The sequence below is a fragment of the Streptomyces sp. genome (genome assembly GCF_031181705.1).
Taxonomy (GTDB): Bacteria; Actinomycetota; Actinomycetes; order Streptomycetales; family Streptomycetaceae; genus Streptomyces.
In genome coordinates, this window is record NZ_JAPSKN010000152.1 from 1 (window position 1) to 12,860 (window position 12,860).

Sequence of the window (12,860 nt, forward strand, 5' to 3'; positions counted from 1 at the left end):
ACGTCACCATCGCCGACCTGGCCGTCGCCACCAACTGCGGCCAGATCAAGACCGGCGCCCCGGCCCGCTCCGAGCGCGTCGCCAAGTACAACCAGCTGCTGCGCATCGAGGAGATCCTCGACGACGCGGCGGTGTACGCCGGCCGCAGCGCGTTCCCGCGCTTCAAGGGCTGATCGCCGAAAAGGCCCGGCCCGTAACAGGCAGCGTCGTACGTACGTCCCCGTACTCGGTCCCGTACCGTGTCCGGGGACGTACGCGCGTATGACGGTGCAGCGGGAGGCGGACAGACATGGCCGTGAAGGACCGGGACCGGTTCTCCACCGCGACCAGGATCCGGCTGCTCGGCGAGCAGACCGCGGCCCGGGTCTACCGTTCCCAGACCAAGCGGCAGGCCCGTCGCTCCCGGCTGACCGGCCGGGCCGCGCTGCTCGCCCTGGTGATGTGCTCGCTGATCGTGGCCCTGGCCTACCCGATGCGGCAGTACGTCTCCCAGCGCGCCGAGATCGAGGACCTGCGGCGCGAGCAGCAGCAGGCCCGCCAGCGTGTCGAACGGCTGCGCGACCTCAAGGCACGGTGGCAGGACGACGCGTACGCCGAGCAGCAGATCCGGCAGCGGTTGCACTACGTCATGCCGGGGGAGACGGGCTTCATCGTGATCGACCCGCACGCGGCGAAGCAGTCGCGGACCGACCTCGGGGCGGCCGACCGTCCCTGGTACGCGAACGTCTGGGACGGGGTCGACAAGGCCGACGCCTCCGACCGGTGAGCGAAGCGACGTCGGTCGTCAGCCGCCCGAGCCCCCGTCAGTGACCCCAATCCACAGAAAGACAGCCTGAAGACAGTCATGGAAACGCCCCCGCCGACCACCCCGCGCACCGAGCCCACCGACGCGGACGTCGAGGCCTTCGAGCAGCAGCTCGGTCGGCCCCCGCGCGGCCTGCGGGCCATCGCGCACCGCTGCCCCTGCGGACAGCCCGACGTCGTCGAGACGGCCCCGCGGCTGCCGGACGGCACGCCGTTCCCCACGCTGTACTACCTGACGTGCCCGAAGGCGAACTCGGCCATCGGCACGCTGGAGGCGAACGGCGTGATGAAGGAGATGACCGAGCGCCTCGCCGCGGACCCGGAGCTGGCGGCGGCCTACCGGGCGGCGCACGAGGACTACGTCCGGCGCCGCGACGAGATCGAGGAGCTGAAGAACTTCCCCAGCGCGGGCGGCATGCCGGACCGGGTGAAGTGCCTGCACGTGCTGGTGGCGCACTCGCTGGCCGCGGGGCCCGGGGTGAACCCGCTGGGCGACGAGGCGCTGGCCATGCTGCCGGAGTGGTGGCGCAAGGGCGCCTGTGTGACGAGTGCCGAGGAGGCCGCCCAGTGACCCGTGTCGCCGCCGTGGACTGCGGTACCAACTCCATCCGGCTCCTGGTCGCCGACGCCGACCCGGCCACCGGCGAGCTCGTCGACCTGGACCGCCGGATGACGATCGTCCGGCTCGGGCAGGGCGTCGACCGCACCGGCCGGCTCGCCCCCGAGGCGCTGCGGCGGACCTTCGCTGCGTGCCGTGAGTACGCGGCGGTCGTCAAGGAGCACGGGGCGGAGCGGCTGCGGTTCGTGGCCACCTCCGCCTCCCGGGACGCCGAGAACCGGGACGAGTTCGTGCGCGGTGTGCTGGACATCCTGGGCGTCGAGCCGGAGGTGATCACCGGGGATCAGGAGGCCGAGTTCTCCTTCACCGGCGCCACCAGGGAGCTGGCCGGGAGCGACCACCTGCCCAGGCCCTACCTGGTCGTGGACATCGGCGGCGGCTCGACCGAGTTCGTCGTGGGCGACGACCGGGTCCGGGCGGCCCGCTCGGTGGACGTCGGCTGCGTGCGCATGACCGAGCGGCACCTGGTCCGGGACGGGGTGGTGAGCGACCCGCCGTCGAAGGAGCAGATCGCCGCGATGCGGGCGGACATCGAGGCGGCTCTCGACCTGGCCGAGGAGACGGTCCCGCTGCGCGAGGCGCGGACGCTGGTGGGCCTGGCCGGGTCCGTGACGACCGTGTCGGCGATCGCCCAGGAGCTGCCCGCGTACGACTCGGAGGCCATCCACCACTCCCGGGTCTCCCTGGAGCGGGTCCGCGAGATCACCGAGTGGCTGCTGCGCTCCACCCACGCCGAGCGCGCGGCCGTGCCCTCCATGCACCCGGGCCGGGTGGACGTGATCGGGGCGGGGGCCCTGGTACTGCTGTCGATCATGGAGCGGATCGGCGCGGAGGAGGTCGTCGTGAGCGAGCACGACATCCTGGACGGCATCGGCTGGTCCTTGGCCTGACCGCCTACAGGTTGCGGTACACGTCCCGCCGGTCGCCTACCTTGACGACGAGGATGACGAGCTCACCATCGTTGATCTGGTAGGCGACCCTGTAGCTGCCGACCCTGAGCCGGTAGAGCCCGGACGGGCCGGTGAGCTTCTTGACATCGGCGTCCTCGCGGTACGGATCGTCGCCGAGCGCGGTCAACGCGGTCAGGATGCGCATGGCATCGTGCCGGCTGAGGGCCCGAAGCTGCCGCTGTGCAGCAGTAGTGAACCGGAAGGCGTACTTCACGTGGCGCCTTCACCACGCTCGCTGAACAGGTCCGCCAGCAGCTCGGCCATGGAAACGGTGGGCCCGCCGTCGGCCAGAACCGCTTCCGCCTCCCGGGCCAGCATCACGTCGGCCGCCTCCTCCAGCGCTTCGAAGTCGCTGATCGGCACGACCGCGGCTACCGGGGCGCCGTTGCGCGTGATGACGGTCGGAGTGCCTTCCTCGGCGCGGTTGATGTGTTCCGCGAGATGTGCGCGTGCTTCCCTGACGGTCACGGTGTTCTCGGCCATGACAGCAGTGTACGCATTTCCGTGTACACCAACCAGGGCGGACGTCGTCGCGTACGGGAGACGCGTTCACGGGAAACTTTCCACGGCATCGCCTGGTCGGTGACGTCAGCCCGCTTCTGAGCAGGCATGGATCACGGATGAGCGCCTCCGAGGGGCGTGCGGGAACCCCCCGGCGACAGTCCGTCGGAAAAGTTCGTGAAGTTCTTCACAAGGAATTCGGCCCGTGCGGGCGATCGGAAGGGTCCCGTTGACCCGTCCGGGGGCCGAACGACCCTTTGAACATGTTCAGAAGCATGGTATGGAGAGCGTCGGAGAGATGCCCGGAGTGAGGTCCCGGAGGCCCTCACAGGGGCTCGCGAGACCCAGAGAGGCAGCTCACGCGGCATTGACAACGGCCGGTGGTGCACAAACGGTTCCGGTTGTCACCATGACGTGGATCACGCGGGCGGCGGAGGATAGCACACCCCATGAACAACCTTGTGAAGGGGCGCACGAGCCACCCCCCTGAGGCGGGTGGATACTCGATGGCATGAGCACCACGGAGCGTCCCAGGATCCTCGTAGTAGGCGGTGGGTACGTAGGCCTGTACGCAGCTCGGCGCATCCTCAAGAAGATGCGTTACGGCGAGGCGACCGTCACGGTCGTCGACCCCCGGTCGTACATGACCTACCAGCCCTTCCTCCCCGAAGCCGCCGCCGGCAACATCTCCCCTCGCCACGTCGTCGTCCCGCTGCGACGCGTGCTGCCCAGGGCGGAGGTCCTCACCGGCCGGGTCACCACCATCGACCAGGACCGCAAGGTCGCCACGGTCTCCCCGCTGGTCGGCGAGGCCTACGAGCTGCCCTTCGACTACCTGGTGGTCGCGCTCGGCGCGGTCTCCCGCACCTTCCCGATCCCCGGCCTCGCCGAGCAGGGCATCGGCATGAAGGGCATCGAGGAGGCCATCGGCCTGCGCAACCACGTCCTCGAGCAGCTGGACAAGGCCGACTCCACCACCGACGAGGAGATCCGCCGCAAGGCGCTCACCTTCGTCTTCGTGGGCGGCGGGTTCGCCGGTGCCGAGACCATCGGTGAGGTCGAGGACATGGCCCGCGACGCGGCCAAGTACTACAAGAACGTGTCCCGCGAGGACATGCGCTTCATCCTCGTCGACGCCGCCGACAAGATCCTCCCCGAGGTGGGTCCCAAGCTCGGCAGGTACGGCAAGGAGCACCTGGAGGGCCGCGGCGTCGAGGTCTACCTGTCGACCTCCATGGACTCCTGCGTCGACGGCCACGTGGTGCTCAAGAACGGCCTCGAGGTCGACTCCAACACCATCGTCTGGACCGCCGGCGTCAAGCCCAACCCGGTCCTGGCCCGCTACGGCCTGCCCCTCGGTCCGCGCGGCCACATCGACTGCGCGCCGACCCTCCAGGTCCAGGGCACCGACTACATCTGGGCCGCCGGCGACAACGCCCAGGTCCCGGACCTCGCCGCCCGCAAGGCGGGCAACGAGAACGCCTGGTGCCCGCCGAACGCCCAGCACGCGCTGCGCCAGGCCAAGGTGCTCGGTGACAACGTCCTCTCCGGCATGCGGGGCTTCCCGCAGAAGGAGTACGCGCACGCCAACAAGGGCGCGGTGGCCGGCCTCGGCCTGCACAAGGGCGTCGCGATGATCGTCATGGGCAAGATGAAGATCAAGCTCAAGGGCCGTCTCGCCTGGTACATGCACCGGGGCTACCACGGCCTGGCGATGCCGACCTGGAACCGCAAGATCCGCGTCTTCGCCGACTGGACCCTCGGCATGTTCCTCAAGCGCGAGGTCGTCTCGCTCGGCGCCATCGAGACGCCGCGCGAGGAGTTCTACGAGGCCGCCAAGCCGGCCCCGGTCGCCGCCGCGCCGAAGGAGAAGACCGAGGAGAAGGCCAAGGCCTCCTGACCTCCGGTCCACCCCTGACCTGAAAGGGCCCCTCGCCGTCCGTGGTGCGAGGGGCCCTTCGGCGTTTTTCCGCGCGGCGCCTCCGGGCGGGCGAACAAGCGGTTTTGCCCAGTCATGACGCGTGCCGGGGACTGCGACGGCGGGCGGCAGGTGTTTACGTGGTGTCGGACAGTCCGGGATTGCCCTTCCCCAGGCTCTCGACCTCGCTCGAGCAGGGGACGCCCCTATCGGAGGTGTACACCATGGCAGACGCCGCGCAGCGGCTGCAGAGCCTCTTCGCACAGGTGCTGGACGGACCGCTTCCCGTGCGCATCCGCGCCTGGGACGGCTCGCAGGCGGGCCCGCCGGGCGCCCCCACCCTGGTCGTACGCAACCGCCGAGCCCTGCGCCGCCTGCTGTGGAAGCCCGGCGAACTGGGCCTGGCCCGCGCCTGGGTGGCCGGCGACCTCGACATCGAGGGCGACCTCTACGCCACCCTCGCCCTGCTGTCCGGGCTGATCTGGGAGCGCGGCGAGGACGCCCGCACCCTCGCCCAGGCCCTGCGCGACCCGGAGGTCCGTGCCGCGGTACGCGGACTCGTCCGGCTGGCCGGCTCCCCGCTGCCGCCCGCCCCGCCGCGCGAGGAGACCCGCAGCCCCCGCCGCCACCTGCACACCAAGCGCACCGACAGACGCGCCATCAGCCACCACTACGACGTCGGCAACGACTTCTACGAGATCGTCCTGGGCCCGTCCATGGTGTACTCCTGCGCCTACTGGCCCGCCCCGGACGCCACCCTCGAACAGGCCCAGCACGACAAGCTCGAACTGGTCTGCCGCAAGCTGGACCTGAAGCCCGGTCAGCGGCTGCTCGACGTGGGCTGCGGCTGGGGCTCGATGGCCGTGCACGCCGCCCGCGAGCACGGCGTGAGCGTCGTCGGCGTCACGCTCTCCCAGGAGCAGGCCGCCTACGCCCGCAAGCGCGTCGCCGACGAGGGCCTCACCGACATGGTCGAGATCCGCGTGCAGGACTACCGCGACGTCCGCGACGGGCCGTACGACGCGATCTCCTCCATCGGCATGGCCGAGCACGTCGGCGCCGACCGCTACCTGGAGTACGCCGCCACCCTGTTCGACCTGCTCAGGCCCGGCGGTCGCCTGCTGAACCACCAGATCGCCCGCCGTCCGCAGCGCGACGAGACGGCGTACCGCGTCGACGCGTTCATCGACTCCTACGTCTTCCCCGACGGTGAACTCCAGCCCGTCGGCAGCACCGTCGCGCTGCTGGAGCGCGCCGGTTTCGAGGTGCGCGACGTCGAGTCGATCCGCGAGCACTACGGGCTCACCCTGCGCCGGTGGGTGGCCCGGCTGGAGGCCGACTGGGCGCGAGCCGTCCAGCTCACCAGCCCCGGCCGCGCCCGCGTCTGGCGCCTCTACATGGCCGCCTCCGCCCTGGCCTTCGAACGCAACCGCATCGGCGTCAACCAGGTCCTGGCCGTCCGGACGCCGGAGTCGGGCGCCTCCGGGATGCCGTTGCGGGCCCGCACCTGGGTCGTGCCCGCAGCGGACTGAGCCGCGCACGACCGAAGGGCCGGGCGCCCGTCACGGCGGAGCCCGGCCCTTCGGCGTTCACAGGAGCCGCGAGGTCACTCGGCCTTGATCGCGTTCAGCATGTTCAGCCGGGCGGCGTTGCGGGCCGGCCACATCGCGGCCAGGACGCCCACCAGGCCGGCCAGCACCAGGAAGATCCCGATCCGGTCCCAGGGCAGGACCAGCGCGTACCCGGGGATCTGGTCGGCGAAGGTCTCGCCGACGGCCCAGCCGAGGAACGCACCCAGGCCGATGCCGACCACGGCGCCGAACACCGAGATGACGACGGCCTCCAGGCGGACCATCCGCTTCACCCGGCGCCGGTCCAGGCCGATGGCGCGCAGCATGCCGATCTCCTGCTGCCGTTCGAAGACCGACATCGCGAGGGTGTTCACGACGCCGAGCACCGCGATGATCAGGGCCATCGCCAGCAGGCCGTACATGACGTTCAGCAGGGTGTTGATGGCACCGCCGAACTCGTCGCGGATGTCCTGCTTGTCCATCACGGTGATCGCCGGGTTGTCGCCCAGCGCGTCGATGAGGACCTGTTCGTTCGCCGCGGACCGGCCGCCGTCGATCTTCACGAAGATCTGCCGGATGGACGGCTTGGTCTCGTGCCGGTCCACCACCTTCCGGTCGACGAGGACGGGGGAGAGGAACTCGCTGTCCTTGTAGACGGCGCCGACCGTCAGCGTGGCCTTCTGGCCGTCGCCGAAGGTGACGGGGAGGCTGTCGCCGGTCTTCCAGCCCCGGCTCTTCGCGGTCTTCTCGGCGACCGCGATCCGGCCCTGGGCGAGGGAGTCCACGGTGCCGCTGACGACGTCGACGGTCAGGACCTTCCCGATGTCGCCCGGGGTGACGGCCGAGGCGGACACGTAGTCCTTGCCGTCGACCTGGAAGTAGGCGTCCTGCTGCGGCGAGACCGCCGAGACGCCCTCGGCCTTCTCCAGTGCCGTCAGCGCCGACCGGTCGAGGTCGCCGCCGTTGGCCATGGAGACCATGTAGTCGGCCTTGATGTTGTCGGTGGTCATCTTGTCGATCGCCGTGCCGACCGTGATGCCGAGCACCGACAGGCCGGTCACCAGCGTCAGCCCGATCGCCAGTGCCGAGGCGGTGGCCCCGGTGCGGCGCGGGTTGCGGACCGCGTTCTGGCCGGCGAGCTTGCCCGCCACCCCGAAGGGACCGACGAGCAGCGGACGGACGAGCGCGATCACGGGCCGGGACAGCAGCGGGATCAGGATGATCACGCCGATCAGCGCGAGGAACGCGCCCGCCCCGATGTACATCCGGCCGTCGTCACCGCCGGTCGAGGCACCCGCCACGATCCCCACCGCGCCGAGGGCGGTGACGGCCGCACCGATGGAGTTGCGCAGCACCAGCGACTTGGTGGTGGCCGCCGCGTGGACACTGTTCATGGCCGCCACCGGCGGGATCCTGGCCGCCCGGCGGCCGGGCAGCCAGGCGGCGAGCATCGTGAGCAGCACGCCCACCGCGAACGCCGCGATCACCGGCGTGGCGGACAGCACCAGCGGACCGTCCGGCATCTTCATGTCGAACGCGGCCATGCCGGAGCGCAGCCCGACCGCCAGGCCGATGCCGAGGGCGAAGCCGACGGCCGAGGCGACCAGGCCCACCAGCGCGGCCTCGGCGAGCACCGAGCGGGTGACCTGCCTGCGGGACGCGCCGACGGCGCGCATCAGGGCGATCTCCTTGGTGCGCTGGGCGACCAGCATCGTGAACGTGTTGGAGATCAGGAAGATCCCGACGAAGAGCGCGATGCCCGCGAAGCCGAGCAGGACCTGCTTGAGGTTGCCCATGCCCTGCTCGATCTGCTCGGCCTGCTCGTCGGCGAGCGCCTGGCCGGTCCGCGCCTCGGCGGTGTCCGGCAGCAGCGGCTTGACCGCGTCCAGGATCTGCGCCTCGTCGGCGCCCGGGGCGGCGGTGACGGTGACGCTCTCGAAGTAGCCCGGCGCCAGGTACTGCTTCTGGGCGACGGCGGTGTCGAAGAGGACCAGGCTGCCGCCGGCGTTGACGGCGCCGTCCTCGGTGGTGAACACCCCGCTGAGGGTGTACTCCTTCACCGGGCCGTTGGTCGCTACGCGCACCCGGTCGCCGACCTGGTACTCACCCCTGGCGGCGGACTCCTCGTCCAGGGCGATCTGGTCGTCCTTCACCGGGCCGGAGCCGTCGGTGAACGTGTAGGCGGCGTCCTTGCCGTCCTTGCCGGGGGCGAAGTTGGAGCCCTTGTTGGACCAGCCGACGCCGATGAGCTTGCCGTCGGGGTCGGCGACCCCGGCGAAGCCCTCGACGCGGCCGTACACCCCGGCCACGCCGTCCACGGCGGAGACCTCGTCGAGGAACGCGCCGTCCAGGCCCGGTTCCTCCTCGGGGTCGTCCGGGTCGGCGTGCGAGGTGACGGAGACGGCGACGTCGTCGTAGCTCTTCGCCGACTGGTTGCGGAAGGCGTGGGAGAGGGTGTCGGCGAAGACCAGGGTGCCGGAGACGAACGCGACGCCGAGCATCACGGCGAGCACGGTCATCAGCAACCGGGCCTTGTGCGCGAGGACGTTGCGCAAGGCGGTACGGAACATGGTGGCGTTTCTCAGTCCTGTCGGTCCTGGCGGGGGATCAGCTCGTGCGGCCCTTGGCGTCGAACGCCTTCATGCGGTCCAGGACCGTCTCGGCCGTCGGCCGGTGCATCTCGTCGACGATCCGGCCGTCCGCCAGGAAGATCACCCGGTCCGCGTAGGCCGCGGCCACCGGGTCGTGGGTCACCATGACCACCGTCTGGCCCATCTCCCGCACGGAGTTGCGCAGGAAGCCCAGCACCTCGGCGCCGGAGCGGGAGTCGAGGTTGCCGGTGGGCTCGTCCCCGAAGATGATCTCGGGCCGGGAGGCCAGCGCCCGGGCCACCGCGACGCGCTGCTGCTGGCCGCCGGAGAGCTGGGCGGGCCGGTGGCCCAGCCGGTCGGCCAGGCCGACCATGCCGATCACGGAGTCCAGCCACTGCTTGTCCGGCTTGCGGCCCGCGATGTCCATCGGGAGGGTGATGTTCTCCAGGGCCGTCAGGGTCGGCAGCAGGTTGAACGCCTGGAAGATGAAGCCGATCTTGTCCCGGCGCAGCTTGGTCAGCTGCTTGTCCTTCAGGGAGCCCAGCTCGGTCTCGCCGATGCGCACCGACCCGGAGGAGAAGGTGTCGAGACCGGCCACGCAGTGCATCAGGGTCGACTTGCCGGAACCGGAGGGGCCCATGATCGCGGTGAACTCGGCCTGCCGGAAGTCGACGGAGACCTGGTCCAGGGCGACCACCTGGGTCTCACCCTGTCCGTAGATCTTCGACAGATCCGTGGCGCGCGCGGCCACGGTGGTGGCCCGGTCGGCGAGGGGTGCGGTGGTCACGGGATGGGACTCCTGTCGGACGGCGGTGTGCGGGAGGGACGTGTTCCATCGTCCGGGTCCCACGCCGCCCTGTAGTCACCCGTAGTTCCGGTTCTCGGGGCCGACTCCGGTCTGACAGAGCGCGGCGGTGTCATACCTGGGAATGACGAACGGCCCCGGAGAGCCCCTCTGTCGGGAACCGCTGCGTCCGGGTGTCGAGAACAGGTGGAGTGCCCTCGTTCAAGCGGTGAAATTCCGTCATTCCGCATACGCCGCCCACCGGCGCGCGTAAGGCTATTGGCAAGTGCGGATGGCGCGTTCCGCGGGCTGATGCACCCTCAGACGTCAATAAAATAAGACAACATCGGTCCGCCCGTCCGCTGTTCGGGGGATGCGTCCCGATAGTCTCGGAACCTCGATGCGGAGCCCATGGCCTGCCCGGATGGTGGAATGCAGACACGGCGAGCTTAAACCTCGCTGCCCCTTCGCGGGCGTGCCGGTTCGAGTCCGGCTCCGGGCACCTTCCGACCCCTGCGTGCTTCGTTGCAGTGTTCACCGCATGCCCGTTGACAGCGGTCCCATGCCGTCAGAAACTCACATCGGAAAGTAGTGAAATATTCTTCACTGCGCGAACACGGGAGCGGGCCCTGCGGACCCGAGGAAGAAGGCGCCCGATGCGCACCACCGTCGGCATCATCGGAGCCGGACCCGCCGGACTCCTCCTCGCCCGGCTGCTGCACAACGCCGGCGTCGACGCGGTCGTCCTGGAGAGCCGCGACCGCGCCTACGTCGAGCGGCGGCAGCGTGCCGGGATCCTGGAGCAGGGCACGGTGGACGTGCTGCGCGCGGCCGGCGCCGGGGAGCGCATGGACCGCGAGGGACTGCGCCACGACGGCATCGAACTCCGCTTCGACCGCAAGCGCCACCGTGTCGACTTCCCCGGCCTCACCGGCGGCCGGTCCGTGACGGTCTACGCCCAGACCGAGGTCTGCAAGGACCTCATCGCCCTGCAGCTGGCGGAGGGCGGGCCGCTGCTCTTCGAGGCCGAGGCGCTGGCCGTCGAGGACGCGGACACGCACGCCCCGCGCGTCCGCTTCCGGCGGCAGGGCCGCGAGGACGTCCTGGAGTGCTCCTACGTCGTCGGCTGCGACGGCTTCTGGGGCGTGTCCCGCCGGGCGATCCCCGCGGAGCTCACCCGAGTGTTCGAACGGACGTACCCCTTCGGCTGGCTCGGCATCCTCGCCGACGTGCCGCCCTCGCACGACGAGCTGGTCTACGCCCGCCACGACCGCGGCTTCGCCCTGCTGTCCATGCGCTCGCCGTCCGTCTCCCGCCTCTACCTCCAGGTGCCCGACGGCACCGACGCCGCGGCGTGGAGCGACGAGGAGATCTGGGACGAGCTGGAGCGCCGCTTCGAGACGGCCGACGACTGGCGCCTGGAGCGCGGCCCGATCACCCAGAAGTCGGTCACCCCCATGCGCTCCTACGTCCACGAGCCCATGCGCCACGGCCGCCTCTTCCTCGCCGGGGACGCCGCGCACATCGTCCCGCCGACCGGCGCCAAAGGGCTGAACCTGGCCGTCGGCGACGTCGTCACGTTCGCGCGGGCCCTCGTCCACCGGCGACAGACGGGCTCACCCGAGCTGCTCGACGCCTACTCGCACACCTGCCTGCGCCGGATCTGGCAGGCCGAGCGGTTCTCCCACGACATGACGACCCTGCTGCACCGCCTCCCCGGGGCCACGCCCTTCGAGGACCGGCTCCAGCTGGCCCGGCTGGAGCGGATCGCCTCCTCCCGCGCCGCCGAGACGGACCTCGCGGAGGCCTACACGGGCTTCCCGCTCGACCAGGGATGAATGAGCCCCTCCGGTCAGGGGAATCACGAAGCGGCGTAGCGTGTTGCGCTGCACGACGAGGGAAAGATCCTCCCCAAGCAGTAGGGTCATTCCTTTGCCTACCTATTACTCTTGAGCCAAGGCCATGCTGTGTGGCCATGGAGGAGTGAAATGAGGAGCAGAAACCCGGTCTTCTCGCGACGGGGGTTCAGCCGCGACAACGGCTACGCGGGCTTCAACACCGCGCCGCAGGCCGGGGGTCCCGCTGTCGCCACCCAGGGCAACCCGTACGCGCAGCAGCCGACGGGCAACCCGTACGCGCAGAACCCGTACGCGCAGAACCCTTACGCCCAGCAGGACCTGCAGCACGGCGCGCCGCCGCAGGCCCCGGCCACCACCGGCCGGATGACCATCGACGACGTCGTGCTGCGCACGGCGACCACGCTCGGTGTGCTCGTCGTCACCGCGGCGCTCTCCTGGGCTCTGCTGCCGGTCGACGACGCCAACATCAGCCGCAGCTACGGCATCGGTATCGGCGCCGCGCTGATCGGCATGGTCCTCGCGTTCGTCCAGTCCTTCAAGCGCAAGGCCTCGCCCGCGCTGATCCTGACGTACGCCGCGTTCGAGGGCGTCTTCCTCGGCGTGGTGTCCAACATCGTCGACAACCGCATCGCCGACGGCGCGGCCATGCAGGCCGTGATCGGCACCATGGCGGTCTTCGCCGGTGTGCTGATCGCCTACAGGGCCGGCTGGATCCGCGTCAACCGGCGCTTCTACGGCTTCGTGATGGCGGCCGCGCTCGGCTTCATCCTGCTGATGACCGTGAACCTGCTGTTCGCGGTGTTCGGCGGCGGTGACGGCCTCGGCTTCCGCAGCGGTGCCCTCGGTGTCGTCTTCGGCGTCATCGGCATCATCCTCGGTGCCTGCTTCCTCGCCCTGGACTTCAAGCAGGTCGAGGACGGCGTCGCCTACGGCGCCCCGCGCGAGGAGGCGTGGCTCGCGGCCTTCGGCCTGACGCTGACGCTGGTCTGGATCTACCTGGAGTTCCTGAGGCTCCTCTCGATCCTCAACAGCAGCGACTAGTCCTCCACCGTCGTGCGCGAAGGGCCCCGGCTCCGGCCGGGGCCCTTCGCCGTCCAGGCGTTCGGGCCCGGAGCGGTGCGCGCGCCTAGAGCAGCTTGCGCGCGGCCCTCCTCAGGTCGTACTCGTGGATGATCGCCTTGGCGTGGCCGTACGCCAGGTTGTGTTCGTGCCGGAGCCAGCTGACCTTTTCCTCGAAGCGGAAGAGTGCCGGGCCTTCTTCGA

The 12,860-nt window shown here is 70.4% G+C and carries 12 protein-coding genes, 1 tRNA gene and 1 pseudogene; 9 read left to right on the plus strand and 5 right to left on the minus strand.

Features of this window, described 5'->3' with window-relative positions; translation table 11 throughout:
* The 4 genes and pseudogenes from eno to RIN80_RS23020 all read left to right on the plus strand — a co-directional run.
* A pseudogene (gene eno / locus RIN80_RS23005) lies at window positions 1–173 on the plus strand (phosphopyruvate hydratase); the annotation flags it as partial.
* A gap of 116 nt (window positions 174–289) precedes the next feature.
* A complete protein-coding gene (locus tag RIN80_RS23010; protein ID WP_309097544.1) occupies window positions 290–766 on the plus strand; it encodes a septum formation initiator family protein in 477 nt (158 codons plus the stop codon).
* A 78-nt stretch (window positions 767–844) separates the two neighbouring features.
* Window positions 845–1,375: a DUF501 domain-containing protein gene (locus RIN80_RS23015; RefSeq protein ID WP_309097545.1), complete on the plus strand. Its 531-nt coding sequence runs from the start codon at window positions 845–847 to the stop codon at window positions 1,373–1,375.
* A complete protein-coding gene (locus tag RIN80_RS23020) occupies window positions 1,372–2,313 on the plus strand; it encodes a Ppx/GppA phosphatase family protein (RefSeq protein WP_309097546.1) in 942 nt (313 codons plus the stop codon). The genes RIN80_RS23015 and RIN80_RS23020 overlap by 4 nt, the downstream gene beginning before the upstream one ends.
* Before the next feature lie 4 nt (window positions 2,314–2,317).
* Here RIN80_RS23020 and RIN80_RS23025 read toward each other — a convergent pair whose 3' ends face one another.
* Together RIN80_RS23025 and RIN80_RS23030 are read right to left on the minus strand one after the other, a co-directional pair.
* Entirely contained in the window at window positions 2,318–2,587 is a 270-nt protein-coding gene (locus tag RIN80_RS23025; protein ID WP_309097547.1) for a type II toxin-antitoxin system RelE/ParE family toxin, read from the minus strand.
* Window positions 2,584–2,856, minus strand: coding sequence for a type II toxin-antitoxin system Phd/YefM family antitoxin (locus RIN80_RS23030; protein WP_309097548.1), 273 nt, complete (start codon window positions 2,854–2,856; stop codon window positions 2,584–2,586). Before RIN80_RS23030 ends, RIN80_RS23025 begins: the two co-directional genes overlap by 4 nt.
* A gap of 529 nt (window positions 2,857–3,385) precedes the next feature.
* Between RIN80_RS23030 and RIN80_RS23035 the strand changes: the two genes are divergently transcribed.
* Together RIN80_RS23035 and RIN80_RS23040 are read left to right on the plus strand one after the other, a co-directional pair.
* A complete protein-coding gene (locus tag RIN80_RS23035; protein WP_309097549.1) occupies window positions 3,386–4,774 on the plus strand; it encodes an NAD(P)/FAD-dependent oxidoreductase in 1,389 nt (462 codons plus the stop codon).
* A gap of 242 nt (window positions 4,775–5,016) precedes the next feature.
* Window positions 5,017–6,324 carry a class I SAM-dependent methyltransferase gene (locus RIN80_RS23040; RefSeq protein WP_309097550.1) on the plus strand — a complete coding sequence of 436 codons (1,308 nt, stop codon included), beginning with the start codon at window positions 5,017–5,019 and terminating at the stop codon, window positions 6,322–6,324.
* Window positions 6,325–6,398: 74 nt separating this feature from the next.
* Here RIN80_RS23040 and RIN80_RS23045 read toward each other — a convergent pair whose 3' ends face one another.
* Together RIN80_RS23045 and RIN80_RS23050 are read right to left on the minus strand one after the other, a co-directional pair.
* Window positions 6,399–8,933 carry an FtsX-like permease family protein gene (locus RIN80_RS23045; protein ID WP_309097551.1) on the minus strand — a complete coding sequence of 845 codons (2,535 nt, stop codon included), beginning with the start codon at window positions 8,931–8,933 and terminating at the stop codon, window positions 6,399–6,401.
* 37 nt (window positions 8,934–8,970) lie between these two features.
* Entirely contained in the window at window positions 8,971–9,741 is a 771-nt protein-coding gene (locus RIN80_RS23050; RefSeq protein WP_309097552.1) for an ABC transporter ATP-binding protein, read from the minus strand.
* Window positions 9,742–10,156: 415 nt separating this feature from the next.
* Between RIN80_RS23050 and RIN80_RS23055 the strand changes: the two genes are divergently transcribed.
* From RIN80_RS23055 to RIN80_RS23065, 3 genes are all read left to right on the plus strand, one after another.
* Window positions 10,157–10,240: transfer RNA gene (locus tag RIN80_RS23055), tRNA-Leu, on the plus strand.
* A 154-nt stretch (window positions 10,241–10,394) separates the two neighbouring features.
* The gene (locus tag RIN80_RS23060; protein WP_309097553.1) at window positions 10,395–11,576 is read left to right on the plus strand and encodes a 4-hydroxybenzoate 3-monooxygenase; all 1,182 of its coding nucleotides are present in this window, start codon (window positions 10,395–10,397) and stop codon (window positions 11,574–11,576) included.
* 150 nt (window positions 11,577–11,726) lie between these two features.
* Window positions 11,727–12,638, plus strand: a complete 912-nt coding sequence (locus RIN80_RS23065) for a Bax inhibitor-1/YccA family protein (RefSeq protein WP_309097554.1) — start codon at window positions 11,727–11,729, stop codon at window positions 12,636–12,638.
* A gap of 85 nt (window positions 12,639–12,723) precedes the next feature.
* On the opposite strand, the gene RIN80_RS23070 is transcribed toward RIN80_RS23065, so the two are convergent.
* The coding region (locus RIN80_RS23070) for a DUF4287 domain-containing protein (RefSeq protein WP_309097555.1) at window positions 12,724–12,860 on the minus strand (137 nt) is incomplete at its 5' end.

Excerpts from the sequence above, each read along its gene's own strand:
- RIN80_RS23045 (WP_309097551.1), bottom strand. The coding sequence starts at position 8,933 with ATGTTCCGTACCGCCTTGCGCAACGTCCTCGCGCACAAGGCCCGGTTG.
- RIN80_RS23060 (WP_309097553.1), top strand. The coding sequence starts at position 10,395 with ATGCGCACCACCGTCGGCATCATCGGAGCCGGACCCGCCGGACTCCTC.
- RIN80_RS23010 (WP_309097544.1), top strand. The coding sequence starts at position 290 with ATGGCCGTGAAGGACCGGGACCGGTTCTCCACCGCGACCAGGATCCGG.
- RIN80_RS23030 (WP_309097548.1), bottom strand. The coding sequence starts at position 2,856 with ATGGCCGAGAACACCGTGACCGTCAGGGAAGCACGCGCACATCTCGCG.
- RIN80_RS23065 (WP_309097554.1), top strand. The coding sequence starts at position 11,727 with ATGAGGAGCAGAAACCCGGTCTTCTCGCGACGGGGGTTCAGCCGCGAC.
- RIN80_RS23040 (WP_309097550.1), top strand. The coding sequence starts at position 5,017 with ATGGCAGACGCCGCGCAGCGGCTGCAGAGCCTCTTCGCACAGGTGCTG.
- RIN80_RS23035 (WP_309097549.1), top strand. The coding sequence starts at position 3,386 with ATGAGCACCACGGAGCGTCCCAGGATCCTCGTAGTAGGCGGTGGGTAC.
- RIN80_RS23015 (WP_309097545.1), top strand. The coding sequence starts at position 845 with ATGGAAACGCCCCCGCCGACCACCCCGCGCACCGAGCCCACCGACGCG.